The organism is Zooshikella sp. RANM57 (genome assembly GCF_050749885.1).
Taxonomy (GTDB): domain Bacteria; phylum Pseudomonadota; class Gammaproteobacteria; order Pseudomonadales; family Zooshikellaceae; genus Zooshikella.
The window spans coordinates 251468-276378 of record NZ_JBOIUB010000009.1 but is presented as its reverse complement, the minus strand read 5'-3'; the positions used below and the strand labels follow the sequence as shown (position 1 = coordinate 276378).

Here is a 24911-nt window from a genome sequence, read left to right as displayed (position 1 = left end):
CTACCTTATGTATAACGATGTGGCAGAGCAAATTATGCGTGTGCTTTACCCCTGAGTAGCAATAGTCTGCGATTCTCGGATTAAATCACGAAAACGCGCTTTCATACCTGCATCTCGGGTCAAAGTTAGGCCTCTACGGGCTAATTGCTCTGCCTGACGGTAATTGTGCTGCATGAGTCTAACAGAAGCCAGCTCATAGTAAACATTTGGATCTTGAGGAGATACCCGAAGTGCTCGCTCTAATGTTGCAGCGGCTCCACCTAAATCACCTTCAGCCCGTTGACGCTTCGCTGTATTAATCAACTTGCGAACCGCAGAGTTACTTGATGTGGTTGACTCAGGACGAGACACATAAGCATAGCGGTCACGCTCTACCTGAGAAACACTGGCACGACGATCATACTGATCATAAGGCTGCTGTGAATTAGCATTTTGCTCAACCGTATAACCACCATTCGTATCCCCACGAGACTGTGGATACTCTTGAGAAGGTGGTGCCTGGTTATACCGATCATCCGGATAACCCTGTTGAGGATACTGCTGTTGTGGTTCCTGTGGATAACGTCCATGCTGATCCGTTGGGTAACGTGACTCAACTGGAGCCTGTTGATAACCACCTTGTCCTGGCAGCATACCTGTTCCAGGATCACGATCAGCAGGTACCAGGTAAGGGTTTGATCGACAGCCAGCTAAAGCTACCAATATGCCCAACACAATCATCAGCTTTGGGTGCTGTCCATGACTTGACTGCATTTATCTTCCCCTTATCTAAAAATAGACTTAAACCAATCAATAACTTTATTTGAACGGCGGCGCTGAGGATAACCATTGCGTCTATCATAACCATCATTAGCACGATAGCAGCCCGCCTCCTGAAGTGGCTCAAACCCTGACACAAAAGGCAGGTACCGAGCACCAGGGCAACGCTCTTCACTTCTTAACCCTGTTGCTTCATCAACCCATAAGTAGTTTACACCCTCAGGCGTAATAGGCTGCAAAGAACGTACATTTGCCTTCTTCATAAAATCAGCCCACACTTTTAGCGCCCCAGAACTACCTGTTAATGGAGTTGACTCATTATTATCTTTCCCTATCCAAACAACACTTAATAAATTTTCACCATACCCTGCAAACCAACTATCACGTCGATCATTTGTGGTACCCGTTTTACCTGCCAGTCTTATGTTTCTTGGCAGAACACTGTAAGCTCCTCGCCCAGTACCTTCACGCATGACTTCTTGCATAGCATATTGAGCAAGGTGAACGAAACGCTCATCCACTTTCTGCTCTAACGCTAACTCATAACGTTGCAGTGTAGCGCCATTAGCGGTTAATACCGCGCGAATTGTACGCATTGGGGTTTGGAAACCACCTGCTGCAATCGTTTGATAAACTTGAGCCACTTGTATTGGGGTTAAATTAATGGCACCTAATAACATTGCCGGAAATGGTTTAAGCTCTTCACCAACGCCAAGCTGTTGCAAGGTATGAATCACTTCAGTTAAACCAACTTCCATCCCAACCCGTACAGTGCTTAGGTTATAACTTTTGGCTAAAGCACGATGCAAAGGTACCCAACCATGACTTTTACGATCATAGTTTTTGGGTTCCCACACCTCTCCTGTATCCGACCGTATTGTTATAGCGTCGTCATCAATCAAAGTAGCCAAATTGAACTGCTCAGGAAAACTGAGCGCTGTTAAATAAACTGCAGGTTTTACTAAAGAGCCAATAGAACGTTCAGCATCCAGTGCACGGTTAAAACCGGCATAGCCAGGTTTTACGGCGCCAACAATTGCTAGCACATCCCCACTATTAGGCGCAGTAACCACCATAGCCCCTTGTAAGTCTTTATGTTTGGGATAAGCCTTTTTTAGTCTACCAATGGTTTCACTCACACTTGTTTGTGCTTTCATTTGGATAATAGGATCCAAATTAGTAAAAATGCTTAGTCCTTCTGTGGTTAAATCTTCATCGTTGTATTCTTCACGAAGTTGTCTTTTCACCAGCTCAAGGTAAGCGTACGCATTAGCTAAGTAAGACTTATTGGACTTTACAATATCCAATGGCTTTTCAATGGCTTTTTTGGCTTGCTCTTCAGTAATGTGACCTAGCTTAGCCATAACCTTTAAAACCAGATTACGACGCTTAAGTACTTTTTCAGGATAACGTCTTGGGTCGTATTCTGAAGGGCCTTTTACAATACCAACTAAAAGTGCTACTTGATGTAATTCCAGCTCACTAATTGGCTTACCAAAGTAAAATTGGCTTGCCAACCCAAAACCATGAATGGCACGTTTACCCTCTTGTCCTAGATAGACTTCATTAAGGTAGGTTTCTAAAATATCGTCTTTGCTGTAATGCAATTCCAGCAAAAAAGCCATCGCTGCTTCTGACAGCTTACGCTTTAACGATCGTTCGCTACTAAGATAGAAGTTTTTAACCAACTGCTGCGTTAAAGTACTTCCACCTTGTACCGTTGATCCTGAACGGAAGTTAATCCACGCAGCACGAGCAATGGCTTTAAACGAAACGCCATAATGCTGATAAAACTTACGATCTTCTACCGCAAGCAGGGTGGGAATTAACATATCCGGAAGCTCTTCCAACCGGGTAATAATACGGTCTTCATTACTATCTGGATAAATTCCACCAATGAGTAAAGGCTCTAGTCTTAATAATGCAACAGGCTTTCCTTCAGTATTTTTAAGTGCCTTTACACTATGCGGATTAAAGCTCACTGTAACCTGTTGAGCAGGCTCTGCACCATCTTCAAACTGAAAGCCCCGTGTATACAGCGTATATGTTGTGCCCTTTCTCATCACTTCACCAGGGCTATCAACAGTGTCTTTTCGCTGATAACCTAGCTGCTTAAGCTGAAGGGCAAAAGTATCTGGCGACAGTTGTAACCCTTCATAAAGTTCTAAAGGACGAGCATATACTTTGGCTGGAATATCCCACTTTTTGCCTTCAAACTTTGCTGTAACAACAGCATCAAGACGATAAAGGTATACCCCACCAACAACGCCTATCACCAACATAATCAGCAAACAAAGCTTGATCAGTGTACGGAAAAGGCGAAATTTTTTTATAGGCTTTTGGGGCTGGGAATTTTTACTATTAGGGTCTGATTTGCTCATGGGCTGGATTATACGGACTCAGTCACTTACTCCATAATGTTCTTAGCTGATTCGAGAACTTCTACCCGTTATTGGTTCCTTTAGTGGTGACTCAAAATACCACCAATCTGACATTAAAAATGCCTTATAACACCAATAACGGCCGAAATTATCATGCCTAATTCACATACGGCTAGTCATAAAATCACCAATGCTTCAAACAATCAACAAAACATCCTGACGAGTAATTTAGTCAATGAAGTAATAAAAGTGTTTTAAACTCATGTGGTTATATGGAAACACCCCTTCATCAGGGCATATTCTTGAAGGTTATTTTACCAAAATGAAATAAGAATTTAGTGTAATTAACAAACAGTTTTGAATTATTGGCTATTATTAGAACAAGAGTGCTCCCTGATCGCTTCATACATAACAATAACTATACGCTTCTTCATTTGCTGGTTATTCATTCGGGCAAGGATAATGACAATGGCTACCGACTTAATCGAATTGAAAAACCTGGGTAAAACATCTGTACAGTGGCTTAATGCTGTAGGTATTAGAGATAAAGAAACCCTAGAACAGATAGGCTCAGTTGAGGCTTATCGAAAAATTAAAACCCGTGGCTTCAAAGTCTCAAAAGTATTGCTTTACGCTTTGGAAGGAGCACTACTTGATGCTCACTGGAATCAGCTAGACCCTGACCTTAAAGCCAAATTAATCAAAGAAGCAGAGAACAATGGACAGCGCCAGCCAGAAAACTGAGCCAACACCTTCTTTTATTATCTTTAATTAGCCAAAAGGCTCTATATCAACGCCATCTCGAAAAAAATGAGTGATATTAAATTAAATTGCTTGACTTTGATAATGAGAATGATTATCATTTATATCGTTGTCACATGGCAACGATAATCTGTAAACAGCTTTACTTGGCGGTAAACAGGTTATCTCCTCATCAGGCTAATCACGGTTTAGGCTGCTTCTAACCCAGAAGCAGCTTTTTTTTGCCTCCACTATACGACAAACTCGTCATAATTAGACCAAACCAATAACCCGTGAAAAGTTTTTAATAAGACTCTTCTTCCATGTCGTCCGCAAAAATTAACTCATCATCAAACAACTCTGACTGGAATACTTCCACATGACGAGCAATTTCTGAAACTTTCTCATAAAGCGCCACATGGAATAGTGCCTCTCCTTCGTTAACTAGCGGTATATTCGTTCTCGCAATCACAATACCTGAAGCAGGTGCGCGTACAGTAAGTTCCGCTTCACCAAAAGGTGCACTGATGGTTGCTAAAGGCTGATGTTTTTTTACACTGGCACCAAGCTCAACAAGGGGACGAAAGACACCATCTGTTTCTGCCCTCACCCATTGAGACTGATTTGCTATGACTGGACTTCTATTTGATTTTTTCTTTGACTTGTGAGACCTCAACATACCCAACATACGCATTACATTAATAATACCTCTAATGCCTGCATAAATAGATAGTTCATTAAAGCGTAAAGCTTCACCCGCTTCATAGGTAATGACAGGAATATTAATACTCTCAGCAAAAGATCTTAATGAACCATCAGGTAATGTTGCATCTAACACAACAGGTGTGCCAAATGCACGCGCCATTTCATTAGAGCCACTACTGTTCATGGCTCCCCACACTTGAGGTAAATTAGATCGATGAACGGCACCTGTGTGCAAATCAATAACATGTGTGCATTTACGCACAACACTTTCACAAAAAAGGTTAGCAATTCGAGCACCTAGTGATCCTTTTTTTACACCAGGAAAGCATCGATTTAAATCACGTCGATCTGGCAAATAGCGTGAACGTTGAATAAAGCCAAATACATTAACAATAGGCACGGCTACCAGTGTTCCCTTTAATTGGGACATGACTTTTAGCTTTAGTAAACGACGAATAATTTCGACACCGTTCAGCTCATCTCCGTGAATAGCTGCACATACTAAAAGTACAGGGCCATCTTGCCGACCATGAACAATTTGTACTGGTATATTAAGAGGGGTATGGGTATACAGCTGGGCCACAGCCAAGTCTACAGTTGCACGCTTGCCTGCCTCCACTTTTACGCCATTTATCTCAAACGGAGCACGTTGCATCCCATCCATCCTATCACTTTCTTTTTTTAAACACGCTAGATACTGCTAGTGATCACCAACCTTTCTCAAGGCAAAATAAAACAACTGTCTACCATCTGTAGCCTTTAAAAATTGGCCAGATAGCATAACGATTAATTATAGGGTTGTGATACAGCGAAAGAATTGAGTCATCATTAATTAGTTCACAACTCTGATAAATGATAATCAATTTTTTACATGAGTTGAGCAGTCTTTATACAAGTGGTGTTTAGTTGATCACGACAAATGAAAAATCTCTGTCTGGATGAGACATAATTGACACATCTAGCGAGAAAACATCTGCGATTTGTTCAGGTGTGAGAATATCTGCTGGCTTTCCCCAGGCAGCAGCTTTACCTTCATTGAGTAATAAAACCTTATCTGCAAAACGCATGGCCATATTCATATCATGCAGCACCATCACCACTACATGACCCGCATGAGCAAACTGTCTTGCTTCATTCATAAGCTGCAACTGATGTTTAGGATCTAATGCAGCAAGCGGCTCATCCAGCAATAAACATCTTGTATCATTTTTTTCTGCCTGCAACTGTACCCAAACTCTTGCCAACTGAACTCTCTGTTGTTCACCACCAGAAAGTGAAAGGTAGTTACGGTTGAGTAAGTGGATAACATCAAAACGCTGTAGAGCTGATTGAATCCATTGCTGGTTTTCAATAAAAGACGTATTCCATGGTAAACGACCTAGGGCAACCACTTCTTGAACAGTAAATGCAAACTGTAGCTGATGTTGCTGTCCAAGCAGCGCAATATGCTGAGATTTAAACTGACGAGATAATGTTTCGTAAGATTGCTGTTGCCAGTACAGCTCACCAGCACTATCTGAAATCCCCCCTGCCAGACAGTGTAATAGCGTTGATTTACCTGCACCATTAGGCCCTAGCAATACAACAAGCTCACCGGGATTAAAGGTCACACTGACTGGATGCAGCAAGGTTTTATTAAGCCTGTGAACTGAGATATTTGTCGCCTGCAACATTATGAACTAACCATTCGCTGCCGTTGCTGGACTAAAAGCCAAATAAAAACGGGGGCTCCTATTAACGCGGTAACGATTCCAATAGGTAATTCTAAAGGGGCAAGCAGCCAACGAGACAAAGTATCAGCTACCAACAACAACCAAGCGCCACACAGAGTTGCTGCTGGCAGTAATGTTTGATGATTGGGACCAAGACACTGACGCACAATATGCGGCACAACCAACCCCACAAATGCCACAATGCCCACAGCAGCTACTGCGACACCAACTCCTAACGAAGCAACACAAATTACCGTCCGCTTTAACTTCTCAACAGGGACACCTAAATAACTGGCTTCCTGCTCTCCTAGTAACAACGCATTCAACCCCTGGCCTAGCCACGGAATAAGCAAGACTTGTAAAAGCAAAACGGCTAAGCATGTTAAACCAGCCCACCACTGTGCACCACTCAACTGCCCTAGTTGCCAATGCATAAAAGAACGAAGTGTTAAATCATCAGCCAGATAATTTATAGCGGCTAAAGCCGCCATAGCCATGGAAGAAATAGCAACGCCAGCCAGCAACATAGTGGGTACTGAAATTCCCCAAACCGTTACCCCTAGCCGATAAACCACCCAAGTTGCCAACATGCCGCCTATAAAAGCAAAACAAGGCACAAGGAGGTTACCCAGAGCTGTCACCACTGAAGGAAAAAGCTGATTGAGGATTAACATCGCCAAGGCGGCACCAACAGCAGAACCACTCGAAATTCCCAAAACACCTGGGTCAGCCAATGGATTCCGTAGCAGCCCCTGCAATAAAGCACCACTGTTAGCCAAAATAGCGCCAACCACAAGTGCGAGAAAAATTCTCGGTAAGCGAATCTCAAAAATAATGGTGTTAATATGGGCAGGTAGTTGATCTCCACCTTCCGCAGAACCAAGCATCAAAATGCTATACCATGGTGTTTCAATCACGCCAACACTGAGTGCCCAAAGTACAGTCACCAGCACAACAAGCGAAAATGCAATCAACCACCATCTCACCTTACAACACAATCTCATAAACCGTTTTTCTTCTTAATACAGCATCAATTTGTTGAATAATTATGCTACATCAAATCTAAGCAAATACATTGCTAACCCAACTCAGCAACGTCACAATAATGAAAGAATCACTCAAACAAGCATTTTATGACTGAAGAAACCATTACGCTGTGCACAATTGATGAGATCCCCCCAAACTCCAGTAAGGGCTTTACCGTTGGTAAGCACACTATATTTATTGTAAACAGTGCTGGACAATTTCATGCTTACTTAAACCGATGTCCTCATCTGGGCATTCGTCTTGAATGGCAGCCTGATCAGTTTTTGGATAATGATGCACGACTCATTCAATGCGCCACTCATGGTGCTCTATTTTTAATAGAAACAGGCCTATGTATTGCTGGCCCTTGTGCAGGACAACGTCTAACCAAGTTAGCTTGTCATTTAACCAACCAGCAACTTTGTGTAACACTGCCTTCTTCACCTGCTTAAGCAGACTAAACCTCATCTAATAAGGCTTTCAATTCTGGGTCATAATTTAAATAAACAGGAAGCTGCTGATCTAAAACAAGTGAAGATGGCGTCATATTCACGCCATAAGCATACACCTCAACGCCAGCAGCAACAGCTTCACGCAGTGCTTTTCCATAGGCACTGTCTATATGGTCAGCTGGAGCCACTTGCTCAATCAGTGTATTTTGCACACAAAAAATCAATACTGCCCTATGTCCTTCAGCACACATAGCTGCCAACTCACGAAGGTGTTTGGTTCCTCGTGCAGATATTGCGTCAGGAAAGAGTCCCCATCCTCGACCAACAGCCAAAGTGACACTTTTAACTTCAACATAACATGAAGGCTTATCAGCTGATTCAAGCAGTAAATCGATACGGCTTCTTTCAGCGCCATATTTAACTTCTTTTCGAACGGTTTCATAACCTTTAAGGTGGTCAATAACGCCAGCCTGAATCCCTTCATAGACAACAGTATTCGCCCGTCCAGTGTTAATACAGGCAAGCCCTTTACTTTGGCCACTTTTTCCTGGTTCAGCTTGAACTTCAACAAGCTCCCAAGTACCTGGATATTTGCGCTTTGGATTGTCTGACCATGAAAACCAAACCTGACTTTCAGGCTCAGCACAGTTCAGCATAGAACCTGTATTTGGGCAGTGGAGTGTTAATTTTTTTCCACAAGGTAGACTAATATCTGCTAAAAAACGTTTATAACGTCTCAGTAATACACCGTTTTTTAATGGCTGCTCAAACTTCAAAATTAATTACCCATGTACTGAATTACAACCTAATTGAACAGTCTATAGTGTTTGTTATGAACAAAAAATATTGCAGCTATAGCAAAATGCGATTAACTATACATGATGTTTTTTGTTTAACGACAAAAAAAATATTGAATTACCAGTAGCGTCTTTTGATTGTATCTGGTAATTTCACCGCTTCGTGAAATTTAAGCTGGTTATTTTTTCAGCACTTTCACGATTTTAATGCGCTTTTTTTAGCGCACCCTAAGGAAAATGTTCACTTTTGTGAGGCTGTAAAAATGTCAGCACAAAACAAAACTGAATCCAGTTATTTAATGAAATCTTTCACGCCTTACGAAGAAAAAGAAGGCGAGGAATATATGAATGAGCAGCAGCTTGCTCATTTTTCAGCCATTCTCCGTAACTGGAAACAGGAGCTCATGGAAGAAGTGGACCGTACGGTTACTCACATGAAAGACGAAGCTGCTAACTTTCCTGACCCTGCCGATCGTGCAAGCCAGGAAGAAGAATTTAGCTTAGAGCTTCGTGCACGGGACCGTGAGCGCAAACTGATTAAAAAAATCGAGCAGACACTTACACGTATAGATGAAGACGACTACGGATTTTGCGATGCCTGTGGTGTTGAGATTGGTATTCGCCGTTTAGAAGCTCGTCCAACTGCAACATTGTGTATTGACTGCAAAACCCTGGCAGAAATAAAAGAAAGACAAGTTGGCGGCTAGTAACAGCTGTCACTTAATTTTTACAGGGCTTTAAATTTATAGTGACTATCAGCATCCTACGCTGAGGACTTGCTACAGATGCTGATTAATACTAATTCACTTATTATTAGGTGCAGATGGGCTATTGAGCTAAAAGGACAAGCTTTCTTAATTAGGTGACTACTTCAATATAAGCTTCATTTTTATTATGGTAACGACCATGAGTAAGGTACGTTATCGTGGGCGCTTTGCCCCTTCACCAACAGGCCCCCTACACTTTGGTTCACTGGTCAGTGCCCTTGCCAGCTATCTGGATGCCAAGGCCAATCAAGGTGAATGGCTGGTACGCATAGAAGATATAGACCCCCCCCGAGAGCTAGCAGGCGCAACTGAACGTATTCTTAATGCACTGGAGTACTACGGCTTGCACTGGGACCAGTCCATTGTTTATCAGTCATCTCGCCAGTCTATTTATCAGGAGTATATTGATCATCTTTGCACTCAACAGCAAGCTTACCCCTGTACCTGCTCTCGTAAGCAACTCAGCACTCACCGAGGTCACTACCCAGGTATTTGTCGAAATCAACAGGTGATACCCGCTTCTCCTTTTGCCATCAGGCTCAAAACAGAGTCTATCCCCATTGATATTGTTGATGGTATCCAAGGTAAGCAGTCTTGTAATTTAGCAGAAGCTGGTGGTGATTTTATTATTAAACGTAAAGATGGTTTATTTGCTTATCAGTTAGCTGTTGTTGTTGATGACTTTCTACAAGAAATCACCCACATTATTCGCGGTTCAGACTTATTGGACTCAACTCCACGACAATACTACCTTCAATCTGTCTTAGGTTTTTTGCATCCCAACTATGCCCACATTCCAGTGATTGTTGCCAACGATGGAAAAAAACTGTCTAAACAAAACCTAGCCGATCCACTCCCACTGAAACAACCCCAAACTATGTTATTACGAGCATTACATGCGCTTAACCAGCACCCCCTTCCTGAGCTTGGTGATGCAACTGTGTCTGAAATTTTACAATGGGCCACAAACCACTGGAATACAAGTGCCATTCCACAAACGCTGGTGATTCCAGAAGCCCAGTTACCAGCAACAGTCGTATAAAAACACTATTCTCAATTCAATTAAATTTCTTCCACGTCATTTGAATTAGTTGCAGTTTTGCAAGACCAGCACTTCTTGCAGTACTATCGATAAGACTAATTATTTATATACGACACTTATGTATATATATCGTCTTGTTCTCTTACTGGTAGTAGGGATTTACTTGTTTTCTCCAGCCATCATGGAGTGGTGGATTGAAATGCCCACGCTTTGGTATAGACCCTACCTGTTGTGGGTAGGCCTTATTGTCGTTGGTTACATTCTACACCGACAACGAGGTGCTGATGACATTTGAGTTAAGTCATCTGGTCATTGTCAGTATTGGCTATCTACTGCTGTTATTTTTAACCGCATTTGCAACTGAACGTGGTTACCTCCCAGCTAAAATTGCCAACCACCCTGTTACTTATGTTTTATCACTGGGTGTTTATGCCAGTGCATGGGCTTTTTATGGCACAGTTGGCTTAGCACACCAATATGGCTTTTTATTTTTGGCTTATTATCTGGGTATATGTGGTGCTTTTCTGTTAGCCCCCGTCCTGTTAATACCTATTCTCAGAATTACACAAACTTATCAACTTGCCTCTTTGGCAGACCTTTTCACATTTCGTTTTCGGAGCAGCTGGGCGGGGACACTCACCACGCTCTTTATGTTATTTACTGTGTTACCACTTTTAGCGCTACAAATACAAGCGGTGACAGATACAACACAAATCCTCACCCAACACGCCATGCCAGAAAAGCTCGCTCTGGGTTTTTGCATCGTTATTATTGCCTTTGCGATTTTATTTGGAGCACGACATATCGCCTGTGGCAAAAAACATGCTGGTTTAGTGGTAGCGATTGCCTTTGAAACACTCATTAAGCTCATCGCCATTTTGATTATTGGGGGATATGCTTTATTTGTAGTATTTTCAGGGCCAGTAGATATGCAAGGCTGGTTGAATGACCATACAAGTGCACTTGCAGCGTTGCAAACACCGTTAGATGAAGGGCCTTGGCGCACACTGCTGCTGGTCTTTTTTGCTTCTGCCATTGTCATGCCACATATGTTTCATATGTGTTTTACTGAGAATCAAAGCCGAAATGCGTTATCAGTCGCTAGCTGGGGCTTACCACTTCTTTTATTACTCTTAAGCATCTCTATCCCACCCATTCTTTGGGCAGGACTCAAACTCAACAACCCAACACACCCTGAATACTTTACCATAGGTATCGGCTTAGCAAGCCAAGCCCCATGGTTATCATTACTCGGCTATATTGGCGGATTATCAGCAGCAAGTGCACTTATCATTGTGACAACACTGTCATTATCCGCCATGGTACTTAACCATATTGTACTGCCAACAGTACAGCCTCAAGGTAGTCAGAACCTTTATCAGTGGCTGCTCAATATCAGGCGTATTCTCATTGTCCTCATTATTCTTGCAGGGTATGGTTTTTACCGCCTTCTGGGTGCAGAGCAAGACTTATCAAACTTAGGAATTGTTGCTTTTGTTGGCGCACTCCAGTTTTTACCAGGTGTACTCAGTGTGCTGTATTGGCCTCAGGGAAACCATAAAGGTTTTATCTGTGGTTTAATGATTGGTTTTATAATCTGGACTATCACTTTACTCGCACCACTCCTAATGGACCTCCCACAACCCAGCCTAGTAAACGCCTTATTGAATTACTGGGGACTGGACTCAAATACTGAGCCTTGGCATATTGCGGCAATTGGCTCACTACTGATTAACACCCTGGTATTTATAGTTGTATCACTAGTAACCCAAATGCCTGATGCCGAGTTAAGTGCCGCAAATGCCTGTGCTGTTGATAATATGCATCGGCCAGCCCGAAAAGAACTTTCTGTATGTACACCCCAGGATTTTCAAGCCGCTCTTAGTAAACCGCTAGGCTCGCACATGGCTCAACAGGAGGTTGACCGAGCACTTACAGACCTTAGTTATTCTTATGATGAAAGAAGGCCTTATGCATTACGTCGGTTACGAGACCGGCTAGAAGCAAATCTATCTGGCTTAATGGGACCCGCTGTTGCAAAAGATATTGTTGATACATTTTTGCCTTTTAAGCACAACAATGAAGGCTATGTATCAGAGGATATTCAGTTTATTGAGAGCCGTTTAGAGCGTTATCGTTCTCAGCTAACAGGCTTAGCCGCGGAACTTGATGGCTTACGCCGTTACCACCGACAAACCTTGGAGTCATTACCTTTAGCGATTTGTACGTTAGGTAAGGATCATGAAGTGTTGATGTGGAATGAAGCCATGAGCCAACTCACAGGTATTGATGCTCCACAGATTATTGGCTCTTATCTCGAAGATGTAAGTGAACCGTGGCAATCACTGCTACACCGTATTATTCAACATACCAACAACCACTTACACAAACAGCAACTTGTCATCAATAACGAACCTCGCTGGATAAATGCTCATAAAGCGGCAATTCCTTCAATAACAAGTTTTTCTAACCATAATCCAATAACTACAAACGCTCAGAAGATGCTCAACCAAAGTGCTTCTATCCAACAAGCCAATGCTGGAGGTTTTGTCATTCTATTAGAAGACCAAACAGAAGCTCAGATTATGGCTGAAAAGTTACTGCACAGTCAGCGACTAGCGTCTATAGGTCAGCTAGCTGCGGGAGTAGCTCATGAAATCGGTAACCCCGTTACGGCAATTGCCTGCTTAGCACAAGAGCTTGAAGCCGAGTCAGTAGACCCGTTAACAACAGAAATGGCTAGCCAGATTGTCACCCAAACCAAACGAATCAGTAATATTGTGCAATCACTGGTTAACTTCGCACATTCCGGTTCAACCCCCAAACTTATTCCTAATGTTGAACAGGTTAACTTATCCACAACGATTGATGAGGCAATAAAACTTATCTCATTAAAACAACAGGACAAAGCTGTTCATTTCATCAATGATTGTGACCAATCCATTGTGATTCAAGGCATTGCCCAACGACTACTACAGGTATTTATTAACTTACTTAACAATGCTCGGGATGCATCTCCTGATCAAGGAAAAATCACCATCACGAGTAGTATTTGCCAACAAGGCTTATCTGCACAACAAAAGCACTACGCCATTATCAGTGTAATTGACCAAGGGGATGGTATTTCTGAAGCCAATCAACGTCATGTTTTTGAACCTTTCTTCACGACCAAAGACCCTGGAGAAGGCACAGGACTGGGACTTGCTATGGTATTCAACATTGTCCGGGAACATTCTGGTAGAATAACCATAAAGAGTCCATTACAACAGACTCCTCCCTTTGGTACTCAGGTCAGTGTATGGCTGCCTATTGACATGGAGCGTTAAAACCTGACTACTTACCTTTTAGAAAATATGTATCTCTAGCGACTTAACCTTTATTAGAGACAACAGGCTGTGGCTATGAAGCAAATTTTGATTGTCGAAGATGAAAAGGTTATCCGTGCAGCACTAAAGCGGTTATTAGAGCGGCACAAATATGCGGTTGAAGAAGCTGAGTCGGTACAACATGCACTCGAAACATTCAACCTGGATAGCTTCGACCTTGTGATTACTGACCAGCGGCTACCAGGAGGCCAAGGAACAGATCTCATTACCCACGCAGGTGATACCCCAGTGTTGGTGATGACCAGTTATGCCAGCCTGCGATCTGCCGTGGAAGCTATGAAAAAGGGTGCTATTGATTATATTGCCAAGCCTTTTGATCACGATGAAATGATTACGACAGTTACAGGTATCATCGAGTCAAACCCCAAAGCACCTACTCAACATGGCACTCATCATGTGAGTGACACAGTATCAATAGGCAAAGATCATCAACAAACCAGTCAAAGCCATATTATTGGTAGCTGCCCTGCCATGCTGGAGCTTTCACGACGCATACAAAAAGTATCCCCAACAGATTCAACGGTACTCATTTTAGGCGAGTCTGGTACAGGAAAAGAACTGGTAGCTAAAGCCATTCATGACCAAAGCAAACGACAGCATGCACCAATGATATCTGTTAACTGTGCAGCTATCCCTGAGACACTCATTGAGTCAGAATTATTTGGTCATGAAAAAGGGGCTTTTACAGGAGCCACAGCAGCACGCCATGGCTTAGTCGAAGCGGCGGATGGCGGTACTTTATTTCTAGATGAAATTGGTGAACTCCCCCTAGAAGCCCAAGCTCGTTTACTTCGGGTTCTACAAGAAGGTGAAATTAGACGGGTTGGCTCTGTTAATTCACAACGAGTCAGTGTCAGACTGATCGCAGCAACACACAGAAACTTAAAAAGTCTTGCTCAGAAAGGTGAGTTTCGAGAAGACTTATACTACCGGCTGAATGTGATTGAAATTCGTTTGCCCCCCTTACGAGAGCGCGGTAGCGATGTAACCGATATTGCTGAACGTTTCCTTGAAAGGCAGTGCGCTAAGCTTGGCCGTAAGAGACATTACTTCGCTCCTGAGACCTATCAAGCTATTAATGAGTACGACTGGCCAGGTAATGTGAGAGAACTCGAAAACGCTATAGAACGAGCAGTGATTTTATGTGATAGCGATATAATTAGTCCTGATCTTCTAAGTATTGATATTATCAAGCCTGCAACTGATTTCTCATCAGATATAACCAGAGTAGAACAACACGAAGAACTCTCACTGGAAGACTACTTCCAGCACTTTGTTTTAGAGCATCAGGATCAAATGACAGAAACAGAGCTGGCCCAAAAGCTTGGTATCAGTCGCAAATGCTTGTGGGAACGACGACAACGTCTGGGGATTCCACGCAAAAAAAATAGCCTGAATTAACACATATACGACTCATCTCCTGCCCCAATATTTCGGGGCAAACATCCCATACCAAACAACCAGCAAAACGAGACTAAGCACTCACTTTTATTCTAATAAGCAATAGCATATTCCAAATTGATGCCTGAAAAAACGCTCATTTGTTACCGTTGTAGCGAATAAGTAACACATACTGGCGTACAAACACGTAGAAAGGTAACAATTAATAAGTATTTATACCTATAAGAGCATTCATTTTTCACCTGTTTTTTTATAACTCATTGTTTTTATTAGTAAATAAAAACATGGCACACTGCCTGCAGTATATTCAGTATAAAAACAATAAAAACAATACTTACTAATAATAAGAATAATAATTTGGACTCAGTAACAATAATAATAACAGGAGTCTGCAAATTGATTGTTTTGGCGAGCGGTCTTTTTAAGTGGTACGAAATCCTCACCACTCCGTCTCCAAAAGAATCCGTTTGCACTATGCAGGGAACCCCGCTTGGTTCCAGGATGAGGTCAAAATAACAGTAAGGGATGTAATTCCTGTTACCTATAAGAATAATAATGAAAATAATAACAACAGCTTTAGCTTTCCTCAAAAAGGGCATATGCCCTTTTTTTATTGCTTAAAATTTAGTAAGCCACTTGAATTATAAGTGATATCTTTTAGTGTTTAGCATTCCTTGCGCCAGCGCTTACTATTAAGAGTAAACACTTCACTTAAAGAAAACTGGCATCCATCATGAACAGTGTTATCATAGCCGCTCTTTTTTTGAACCTTAGGTTATTTTTAGCGACACTGTGGATGTTTTCTGACTTTCATGAAGCTCAATGAACGGTTTGGCTGGCTGAATGCCCTGTTAAATAAAATACCTGGTAAAACTGGCAAAACAGTCCATCAACAGAAGCCTACTTTTACCAAGTTTACTCGCGAAAATCACTCTGTCTCTCGTAAGCAGATCAGTCATAATGCTCTGAAGGTGATTTATCGTCTACAAGATGGTGGCTATGAAGCCTACCTAGTGGGTGGCTGTATTCGCGATTTATTACTTGGCAAACAACCAAAAGACTTTGATGTCGTCACCAGTGCAACCCCTGAAGAAGCTCGGCGCTTGTTTCGTAACTCCCGACTGATAGGTCGGCGTTTTAAGTTAGTGCACGTACAATTTGGCCGAGAAATTATCGAAGTAGCGACATTCCGTGCCCATCACAGCACTAGTAACGAGCTTGATCAAGCCTCTACTAAACATGCTCTGCAAGCAGAAACTGGACGTATTTTAAGAGATAACGTCTACGGCACCATTGAAGATGATGCCATGCGTCGCGACTTCACCATGAACGCCTTGTATTACACAACACGAGGCTTTGCCATCCACGACTATGCCAATGGCGTCAAAGATATTCAGGCTCGCACTGTTCGCTTGATTGGTGATCCCACAACCCGTTACCAAGAAGACCCTGTGCGCATGCTACGGGCCATCCGTTTTGCAGCCAAATTAGACTTTACCATAGAACGCTCCACAGCAGCCCCAATCCCTGAGCTGGCAAGCTTACTCAGTGATATACCTTCTGCTCGTTTATTTGATGAAGTATTAAAACTTTTCCTTGGTGGTGCTGCAGAACAAACTTTTCTCATGCTTCGTCAATATGGGTTATTCAAACAGCTTTTCCCCATGACAGATGCACTGATTGATCAAGATGATGGGTTTGGTTTGCGCTTCATTACCTTGGCATTAAGAAACACAGATCAGCGTATTCGTCAGAATAAAACAGTGCACCCTGCATTCTTATTTGCGGCTTTACTATGGGTACCTATGGTTCACTATGCCCATGATATTCGCCATCAAGGTGTTCCACCGATTCCAGCTATGATTCAAGCTGGCTTGCATGTAATCGATAGTCAGTCAGCACACACCGCTATTCCCAAGCGGTTTGCTATCCCTATGAGAGAGATTTGGGAAATACAGCATCGTCTAACTGTTCGCCATGGTAAGCGAACAGAGGCGACCTTGAATCATGCCCGTTTTCGTGCTGGATATGACTTCTTACTCATTCGCGAACAAGCGGGTGAGCAGCTGGATAACTTAGGACAGTGGTGGTCTCAATATCAACAGGGTAATGAGCAGCAACGCCGGCAAATGCTGAAAAAACTTAATCCACAGCCTAGAAAACGCCGCCGTTCCAGCCATCGCCGCCGGCCTCCTCAACATTCAAGACCTAGTTCATGATTAGTAGCTATATTGCTCTAGGTAGTAACCTTGATGAGCCTTTAACTCACATTATTTCAGGACTTCAGGGCATACAGCAGTTACCGGATACTGAGGTGGAAGCGGTATCAGGACTTTACTCTACTCCACCACTAGGTCCAGCAGGGCAACAGAACTACCTAAATGCCGTTGCAAAAATAAACACCAGCCTTCAACCTCTAGCGCTGTTAGATGCATTGCAGTCAATTGAACAGCAACAAGGTAGAAAAAGGCTAGTACGTTGGGGACCACGTACGCTTGATTTAGATATTCTGCTTTATGGTAATCAGGTTATTAACCACGAACGACTTGTAGTGCCTCATGTGGAGATGAGCAATCGGGGCTTTGTCTTGCTGCCATTGGCAGATATTGCCAAAGACTTAGTGTTACCTTCGGGAACAACTGTCCGACAACTCGCCACAAACACGGATAAAACAGGCATTACTTTGTTACCCACCCATCTTATGACGTTAATGAATACAGCCCAGGAACAGTAACCCTGTTACCAAAGGACAGGATTGCTTTTTCACGGGTGTATTGCTGTTAGTCAGTGTGTTTATTGGATCGACTGTTACCAGCCACTCGGAATCTGTAACATTTTGCGTATAATCAGCCCAATAAGCACAGTTGCACATGAGAGTTAAGCATGGCCAATATCACTCTTACCACATTAAATAAAATGAAAGCCAGCGGTGAGAAGTTTTCTGTACTCACCACTTATGATGCCACATTTTCCCATGTCGTCAGTAAGGCAGGCATTGAAGCTATATTGGTAGGCGACTCATTGGGTATGGTATTACAAGGCCATGATAGTACATTGCCAGTCACCATGGAGACGATGGTATACCACACTGAATGTGTAAGCCGAGGTAATCAGGGTGCTCTGATTATTGCAGATATGCCCTTTATGTCGTTTGCTACTCCTGAAATGACACTCCTAAATGCAGCTAAACTAATGGCTGCTGGAGCTAATGTAGTTAAACTCGAAGGCGGAGCATGGCTCAATGATACCGTTCAACAGCTTAATCGTAATGGTATTCCCTGCTGTATCCACATGGGTTTAACCCCTCAATCAGTGAATGTTTTTGGCGGTTATAAAGTACAAGGTCGAGGCGATGCTGCCGCTCAACTATTAGCCGATGCCGAGCAACTAGCAGATGCAGGCGCAGCCTTATTTGTGCTGGAATGTGTACCCTCACCATTAGCCAAACAAATCACTGAACGTGTTAATGTTCCTGTCATAGGTATTGGCGCCGGACCTGATACCGATGGACAAGTATTAGTACTACACGACATGCTCGGTATTTCTCCTGGCAAGTCTGCACGCTTTGTTAAAAACTTTTTAGCAGAAGCTGATTCTATTCCTGCAGCGATTAAAGCTTTCGCCCAGGCAGTGAAAAACGGAACCTATCCTGCAGAAGAACACGGGTTTCAAGAATGAAAACAGTCCACTCCATTCAAGCCATTCGCGATTTTGTGCAAGCAGCTAAAACCGAAGGTAAAAGAATTGCCTTTGTGCCCACTATGGGTAATTTGCATGCAGGCCACCTATCTTTGGTCCATAAAGCACAAGAGCAAGCAGATGTTGTGATTGTCAGTATTTATGTGAATCCACTGCAATTTGGTGCCAGTGAAGACTTAGAGTCCTACCCCCGCACGCTGGCAGAAGATCAGGCCCAATTAAAAAATGAGAAGGTAGATCTACTGTTTGCACCTAGTACTGAGGAAATTTATCCAGAAGGTATGGATCACCACACCACAGTTGCTGTAGACAGTTTGTCCAATATGCACTGTGGCAAAAGCCGCCCAGGCCATTTTACTGGGGTAGCAACTATTGTCTGTAAGCTATTAAATATTGTTCAGCCTGATATTGCTGTGTTTGGTATTAAAGACTTTCAGCAACTGGCCGTTATTCGAAAAATGGTGGATGACCTCTACATTCCCATCAAAATTGTCGGCGCCAATATCGCTCGTGATGAACATGGACTTGCTTTAAGCTCTCGTAATGGTTACCTAACCCAAGAAGAATTAACCATAGCCCCCAAACTATACGCAACTTTATGTGATGTGAAAGAGGCGATAAAAACTGGCATACCTTTCGATATTATCCTTAAAGATGCCACGGCCAACTTGGCTCGAGCTGGTTTTAAACCTGACTACATTGATATTTGCAATCAGCATTCTTTATTACCCGCCTCCTCAAAAGATAAACAACTCGTTGTCTTGGCTGCTGCTTATTTAGGTAAAGCTCGCTTAATTGACAATATTGTGATTAATCTGAACTAGTGGAAAACCAAACAATGCAAACAACGATGCTTAAGGCGAAGCTGCATCAAGCGCGTGTTACTCACGCTGTACTTGAGTATGAAGGCTCATGTGCCATTGATGGTAAATTACTGGATATGGCAGGTATACGAGAGTATGAGCAAATTCAGATTTACAATATTGAAAATGGTGAACGTTTTACAACCTATGCCATTCGTGGTGAAGATGGCTCTGGCATTATTTCTGTTAATGGCGCTGCTGCACATAAAGCTCAGGTGGGTGATCGCGTTATTATTTGTGCCTATGCACAATACGACGAAAGCGAACTAGTAGAGTTTAAGCCTGCCTTAATTTACCTGTTAGAAAACAACGCAATCAGCCATAGTGCGAACGCCATCCCTGTACAAATTGCCTGAAATCAACTCGGTGGGTTTTGTTACTTAGTGTTACTAGGCCCACCCCCCTTCTGTTGCCTATAATCAGCTTGCCTTCTACGCTTTCCCAGCTATTTTTATGTTTTTGTAGGGGCTTTTTTCTGTACATTTGTGCATTAATCCTGATTAACATAACCAAAGAGAAACTGTGTCAATGATGAACAATCGTACGCTGCAAGGGCCAACGCCTCTTGATGCTTTTGCTCATAATGAGGATCTGTTAAAACAACGTGAGTTGCTACAACAAACCACCCTCAAACAGTTATTTGCAGAAGACCCGGATCGCTTTAATCGATATTCATTACAAGCTGCATCGCTGTTTCTCGACTACTCAAAAAACCTGATTACAGAAGATACTTTCAAAGCACTTATCAATCTTGCCAACGATGCTAAGCTCAACGATGGTATTCAAGCACTCTTTAACGGCGAAAAAGTGAATAACACCGAGCATCGGCCTGCACTACACATGGCACTGCGTAATCGTGGTGACCGTGAAATCAAGGTTGATGGTCAAGATGTAATGCCTGCCATTAAAGACACCTTGCGCCGTATGCAGGCTTTAACTGAAAAAGTGCACAGTGGCGAGTGGTTAGGCTACACAGGCAAGCCTATTAAACACATTATCAATATAGGTATTGGTGGTTCTTTCCTTGGACCTAAAATGGTTATTGAAGGACTGACACCCTATATTAAGGAAGGTATTAAACACCATTATATCGCCAACGTTGACCCTAGTGATGCTGCTGAAGTTCTCAAGCAAGTAGATCCAGAAACATCACTGTTCATCATCGCATCTAAATCTTTTTCAACCCTGGAAACTAAATTAAACGCCGAAACCTGTCGTCAATGGTTAATTGATCAAGGCGCGAAACAAGAAGATGTTCAAAAACATTTTCTTGCTGTTTCCAGTAACGTAGAAAAAGCTGTTGCTTTTGGTATTTGTGAAGAAAATATTTACCCAATGTGGGACTGGGTCGGTGGCCGCTATTCTTTATGGTCAGCTATTGGTATGCCTATTGCGCTTACTCTTGGCTTTGATAACTTCCTCGCGTTATTGGAAGGTGCTTATGCCATGGATGAGCACTTCCGTACAGCACCTCTAGCTGAAAATATGCCTGTACTCATGGGCTTATTAGGTGTTTGGTACCACAATTACATGGGTGCTGCCTCCCATGCTGTACTCCCTTATGACAAATACCTTGGCGAGCTACCAAATCATTTACAACAGCTGGATATGGAAAGTAACGGAAAGTCTGTCAATAAAGCAGGTGAAACCGTTACTTATACCACAGGCCCTGTCATTTGGGGTGACGTGGGTACTAATGGACAACACGCTTACCACCAGTTACTTCACCAAGGCACAGCCTTAATTCCAGTGGACTTTGTTGCACCTGTTGAAACTCACAACCCTATCGGTGAGCATCATCGTTGGCTTTACGCGAATGCATTAAGCCAAAGCCGTGCACTGATGACAGGAAAGAGTCAGGAAGAAGCAAAAGCAGAACTTTTGGCTGCAGGGAAAAGCGAGGCAGAAGCCGATCAAATTGCATCACACAAAGTTCACCCCGGTAACCGCCCAAGCAACATGTTGGTGCTACCCAAAGTAACACCTGAAGTCATGGGTGCATTAGTTGCGCTTTACGAGCACAAAGTCTTTGTGCAAGGACACATGTGGCAAATCAACTCATTCGATCAATGGGGTGTGGAGCTTGGTAAACAACTTGGTGACACCATTTATCCTACACTCTTGGCTGGTGCTGAAGCCCCCGCATTTGACAGTTCAACTAATGCACTGATCAATATGTTTCGGGAAAAAAATGACTGATTGATGATTTAAATTAGTCAGCTTTCTTTTTGAGAACGGCAGGTTAATTCCTGCCGTTTTTCTTTGCATTTCATCTTGCACTCGCTAACATGAAACACTCAGGTTCCATTAATACTTTTTTAGTCAACGGTATGTTATCGCCACCCTAAAAATTTACTCCATGATAGGCATACCTACGGCGTTAAATCACTCTATGGCAAAGCCATTTTATTAAGTTAATCTAAGCTTCAAACCACGCTATATATAATAAAAATCAAATATTTGAACAATCAATAACCTAAAATAGTATTAACAGAACCTTTCTTAATAAAAATAATACATAAGAAATACAACGAGCGATGTAAACCCTTGCCAAGGGGTTAACAACAAGGATATGACATGTTCAAAATAAAAAATCATGCGATAAAGGAATCCTTTAAATCCGCATATATTAATGAGCAGAACTATCAAGAGCTGTACCTGGAGTCAATCAACAACCCAGATGCATTCTGGGGCGAGCAAGCAAAAGTTCACCTCCACTGGTTTTCTCCTTGGGAAAAGGTATTTGAAGGTGACTTTGCTGAAGGTAATGTGGCCTGGTTTGTGGGTGGTAAGCTCAATATCACTTACAACTGTATTGACCGCCACTTGCCAACCAAAGCCAATCAAACCGCGATTATTTGGGAAGCAGATGAGCCTGGCCAGTCATTAAATATCACCTATCAGATGTTGTATGACAACGTCTGCCGTATGGCCAATGCTTTAAAAGAACGAGGTGTTAAAAAAGGAGATCGGGTTTGTATTTATATGCCCATGATCCCCGAAGCAGCCTATGCCATGCTAGCCTGTGCCCGAATAGGCGCTATTCACTCAGTGGTATTTGGTGGCTTTTCTCCAGAATCCTTAAAAGAACGTATACTGGATGCTGATTGCTCTGTCGTCATTACCGCTGACGAAGGCGTTCGTGGTGGTAAATTCATACCATTAAAGCAAAATACGGATGCAGCCTTAGAAAGCTGCCCTGATGTACATTCAGTGATTGTTATTAAACGGAATGGCGGTAACATCGCCTGGAAAGCAAACAGAGATGTCTGGTATCACGAATTAGCCGCAAAAGTAGCCTCCAGTTGCCCTCCAGAAACAATGGATGCTGAAGACCCACTATTTATTCTTTATACATCAGGCTCTACAGGCAAGCCAAAAGGGGTGCTTCATACAACAGGTGGTTATCTGCTTCAAGCAACCATGAGTTTCAAATATATTTTTGACTATCAACCTGGTGAAATTTACTGGTGTACGGCTGATATCGGTTGGGTTACGGGTCACTCTTATATTATTTATGGACCACTGGCCAATGGGGCAACCACTTTAATGTTTGAAGGCGTACCAACCTACCCTACTCCTGCACGCTGCTGGGAAATCGTCGACAAGCACAATGTTAATATCTTTTATACAGCACCAACAGCCATCCGAGCACTTATGGCTCAGGGAGACGAATATGTCACCCCCTCATCTCGTGAATCGCTAAGACTGCTTGGTACTGTTGGAGAACCCATAAACCCTGAAGCCTGGGAATGGTACTACCATGTCGTTGGTGATGGACGTTGTCCTATTGTTGATACTTGGTGGCAAACTGAAACAGGCGCGATTCTGATCTCACCATTCCCTGGCGCAAATACACTTAAGCCAGGCTCTGCCACTAAGCCTTTTTTTGGTGTGAAACCTGCGCTTGTTGATAACGATGGTAAGCTTTTAGAAGGAGCCGCTTCAGGTAATTTAGTCATCACAGGTAGCTGGCCCAGCCAAATCAGAACAGTCTACGGCAATCACCAGCGCATGCTGGACACCTACTTTTCTACGTATCCTGGCTATTACTTTACAGGAGATGGAGCTAAACGCGATGAAGATGGAGATTACTGGATAACGGGACGCGTTGATGATGTGCTCAATGTTTCAGGTCACCGGATGGGTACAGCAGAAGTTGAAAGTGCACTAGTGTTGCACGATGCTGTTGCTGAAGCCGCAGTGGTAGGCTATCCACATGATATTAAAGGGCAAGGTATTTACGCATTTATCAGCCCAATGCATGATATCGAGCCAAGTCCTCAGCTTGATGCAGAGTTACGAAGTTTTGTCGCCAAGGAAATTGGCCCTATTGCCAAACCAGACGTTTTGCACTGGGCACCGGCATTACCCAAAACACGCTCAGGAAAAATTATGCGGCGGATTTTACGCAAAATTGCGTGTAATGAACTTGACTCATTGGGCGATACTACAACACTTGCCGATCCTGGTGTAGTAGATAACCTCATTAATGAACGACAAGACTAAGCTTTTCTTCATCATGTTTAAGTGCGTGTACCCAAAAGTTATACGGGTATACGTATTTAATAATTAGGCTGATTAACCACGAATGATGGGTGTCACTGAGGGCAGTGCTGTTGTATTTCCTTTCTTATCTGTGCAGCTCTCGCATCCCGCTCTTTTTCTGATACTTTTACTAGATTTCCTTCCTTATCGTAAAAAACGACAGGCCCTTCTAGTTTTTCTAATTCATTTTTCAGACCCACACATTTGTACTGCTTTTTTCTGTCCTGTTTTTTCTTTTTAGCCTGCTCTTTTTCGACAAGTTCATCACGCACAGTTTTGTTTTGCTCTTGTCGACGTAGTGACTCCAGTCTATTCTCATCCATATAGTTGAAATCATTATTTTTAACCCTAATATCAACTTTATCGGCCTTCTGCTCAGTATCCGCTGGAGGCTTATCACTATAATGAATTCGCCCTTGTTCATCGCGCCATTGATACATTTCAGCCTGAACCAAGCCGCTAGCTACTAATAACAACACTGACACTACTACTTGTTGACAGCTTTTAGGCATTTTATTAACCACTTTGCCCTACTCCTGCACAAACTAATCTGCTCTTTCTACTGTTGCCTGCTATTAAAGTATGCGGACTCCTTAGCATATTGCCAAGTAAAACTCGCTTTGATTTTTATA

20 protein-coding genes and 2 pseudogenes are annotated in these 24911 nt (G+C 42.7%); 15 read left to right on the top strand and 7 right to left on the bottom strand.

Annotated features, from left to right (window positions below; genetic code table 11):
* Nucleotides 1-45 precede the first annotated feature (45 nt).
* Together ACQ96U_RS19090 and mrcB are read right to left on the bottom strand one after the other, a co-directional pair.
* Entirely contained in the window at nt 46-753 is a 708-nt protein-coding gene (locus ACQ96U_RS19090; protein ID WP_431722859.1) for a tetratricopeptide repeat protein, read from the bottom strand.
* Nucleotides 754-764: 11 nt separating this feature from the next.
* Entirely contained in the window at nt 765-3140 is a 2376-nt protein-coding gene (gene mrcB, locus ACQ96U_RS19085; RefSeq protein ID WP_431722858.1) for a penicillin-binding protein 1B, read from the bottom strand.
* A 468-nt stretch (nt 3141-3608) separates the two neighbouring features.
* On the opposite strand from mrcB, the gene ACQ96U_RS19080 reads away from it, so the two are divergent.
* On the top strand, nt 3609-3884 hold the full coding sequence (locus ACQ96U_RS19080; RefSeq protein ID WP_431722857.1) for a TfoX/Sxy family protein: 276 nt from the start codon (nt 3609-3611) through the stop codon (nt 3882-3884).
* 301 nt (nt 3885-4185) lie between these two features.
* On the opposite strand, the gene ACQ96U_RS19075 is transcribed toward ACQ96U_RS19080, so the two are convergent.
* The 3 genes from ACQ96U_RS19075 to ACQ96U_RS19065 all read right to left on the bottom strand — a co-directional run bounded on the left by ACQ96U_RS19075 (nt 4186) and on the right by ACQ96U_RS19065 (nt 7302).
* Entirely contained in the window at nt 4186-5241 is a 1056-nt protein-coding gene (locus ACQ96U_RS19075) for a succinylglutamate desuccinylase/aspartoacylase family protein (protein ID WP_431722856.1), read from the bottom strand.
* A 247-nt stretch (nt 5242-5488) separates the two neighbouring features.
* Nucleotides 5489-6259 carry a heme ABC transporter ATP-binding protein gene (locus tag ACQ96U_RS19070; RefSeq protein ID WP_431722855.1) on the bottom strand — a complete coding sequence of 257 codons (771 nt, stop codon included), beginning with the start codon at nt 6257-6259 and terminating at the stop codon, nt 5489-5491.
* Nucleotides 6259-7302, bottom strand: coding sequence for a FecCD family ABC transporter permease (locus ACQ96U_RS19065; RefSeq protein WP_431722854.1), 1044 nt, complete (start codon nt 7300-7302; stop codon nt 6259-6261). Before ACQ96U_RS19065 ends, ACQ96U_RS19070 begins: the two co-directional genes overlap by 1 nt.
* A 129-nt stretch (nt 7303-7431) precedes the next feature.
* On the opposite strand from ACQ96U_RS19065, the gene ACQ96U_RS19060 reads away from it, so the two are divergent.
* A complete protein-coding gene (locus ACQ96U_RS19060) occupies nt 7432-7776 on the top strand; it encodes a Rieske (2Fe-2S) protein (protein ID WP_431722853.1) in 345 nt (114 codons plus the stop codon).
* Nucleotides 7777-7781: 5 nt separating this feature from the next.
* On the opposite strand, the gene sfsA is transcribed toward ACQ96U_RS19060, so the two are convergent.
* Nucleotides 7782-8552, bottom strand: coding sequence for a DNA/RNA nuclease SfsA (gene sfsA / locus ACQ96U_RS19055; protein ID WP_431722852.1), 771 nt, complete (start codon nt 8550-8552; stop codon nt 7782-7784).
* A 284-nt stretch (nt 8553-8836) separates the two neighbouring features.
* Here sfsA and dksA point away from each other — a divergent pair, with 284 nt between their 5' ends.
* From dksA to acs, 13 genes and pseudogenes are all read left to right on the top strand, one after another.
* A complete protein-coding gene (gene dksA / locus ACQ96U_RS19050) occupies nt 8837-9280 on the top strand; it encodes an RNA polymerase-binding protein DksA (protein ID WP_431722851.1) in 444 nt (147 codons plus the stop codon).
* Nucleotides 9281-9479: 199 nt separating this feature from the next.
* On the top strand, nt 9480-10382 hold the full coding sequence (gluQRS, locus tag ACQ96U_RS19045; RefSeq protein ID WP_431722850.1) for a tRNA glutamyl-Q(34) synthetase GluQRS: 903 nt from the start codon (nt 9480-9482) through the stop codon (nt 10380-10382).
* A 118-nt stretch (nt 10383-10500) separates the two neighbouring features.
* Nucleotides 10501-10677 carry a hypothetical protein gene (locus ACQ96U_RS19040; protein ID WP_431722849.1) on the top strand — a complete coding sequence of 59 codons (177 nt, stop codon included), beginning with the start codon at nt 10501-10503 and terminating at the stop codon, nt 10675-10677.
* Nucleotides 10667-13708 carry an ATP-binding protein gene (locus tag ACQ96U_RS19035; protein ID WP_431722848.1) on the top strand — a complete coding sequence of 1014 codons (3042 nt, stop codon included), beginning with the start codon at nt 10667-10669 and terminating at the stop codon, nt 13706-13708. The genes ACQ96U_RS19040 and ACQ96U_RS19035 overlap by 11 nt, the downstream gene beginning before the upstream one ends.
* Before the next feature lie 75 nt (nt 13709-13783).
* A pseudogene (locus ACQ96U_RS19030) lies at nt 13784-14050 on the top strand (response regulator); the annotation flags it as partial.
* 168 nt (nt 14051-14218) lie between these two features.
* Nucleotides 14219-15169: pseudogene (locus ACQ96U_RS19025) on the top strand (sigma-54 interaction domain-containing protein); the annotation flags it as partial.
* Nucleotides 15170-15981: 812 nt separating this feature from the next.
* Nucleotides 15982-17388 (top strand): polynucleotide adenylyltransferase PcnB, encoded by a 1407-nt coding sequence (gene pcnB, locus ACQ96U_RS19020; RefSeq protein ID WP_431722847.1) that lies wholly within the window; start codon nt 15982-15984, stop codon nt 17386-17388.
* The gene (gene folK, locus ACQ96U_RS19015) at nt 17385-17903 is read left to right on the top strand and encodes a 2-amino-4-hydroxy-6-hydroxymethyldihydropteridine diphosphokinase (RefSeq protein WP_431722846.1); all 519 of its coding nucleotides are present in this window, start codon (nt 17385-17387) and stop codon (nt 17901-17903) included. Before pcnB ends, folK begins: the two co-directional genes overlap by 4 nt.
* A gap of 149 nt (nt 17904-18052) precedes the next feature.
* On the top strand, nt 18053-18847 hold the full coding sequence (gene panB / locus ACQ96U_RS19010) for a 3-methyl-2-oxobutanoate hydroxymethyltransferase (RefSeq protein WP_431722845.1): 795 nt from the start codon (nt 18053-18055) through the stop codon (nt 18845-18847).
* Nucleotides 18844-19692 (top strand): pantoate--beta-alanine ligase, encoded by an 849-nt coding sequence (panC, locus tag ACQ96U_RS19005; RefSeq protein WP_431722844.1) that lies wholly within the window; start codon nt 18844-18846, stop codon nt 19690-19692. The genes panB and panC overlap by 4 nt, the downstream gene beginning before the upstream one ends.
* Before the next feature lie 14 nt (nt 19693-19706).
* On the top strand, nt 19707-20087 hold the full coding sequence (gene panD, locus ACQ96U_RS19000; RefSeq protein ID WP_431722843.1) for an aspartate 1-decarboxylase: 381 nt from the start codon (nt 19707-19709) through the stop codon (nt 20085-20087).
* 172 nt (nt 20088-20259) lie between these two features.
* Entirely contained in the window at nt 20260-21930 is a 1671-nt protein-coding gene (gene pgi / locus ACQ96U_RS18995; protein WP_431722842.1) for a glucose-6-phosphate isomerase, read from the top strand.
* 378 nt (nt 21931-22308) lie between these two features.
* Nucleotides 22309-24240: an acetate--CoA ligase gene (gene acs, locus ACQ96U_RS18990; protein ID WP_431722841.1), complete on the top strand. Its 1932-nt coding sequence runs from the start codon at nt 22309-22311 to the stop codon at nt 24238-24240.
* Between the two features lie 92 nt (nt 24241-24332).
* Here acs and ACQ96U_RS18985 read toward each other — a convergent pair whose 3' ends face one another.
* A complete protein-coding gene (locus tag ACQ96U_RS18985; protein WP_431722840.1) occupies nt 24333-24791 on the bottom strand; it encodes a DUF4124 domain-containing protein in 459 nt (152 codons plus the stop codon).
* Nucleotides 24792-24911 lie beyond the last annotated feature (120 nt).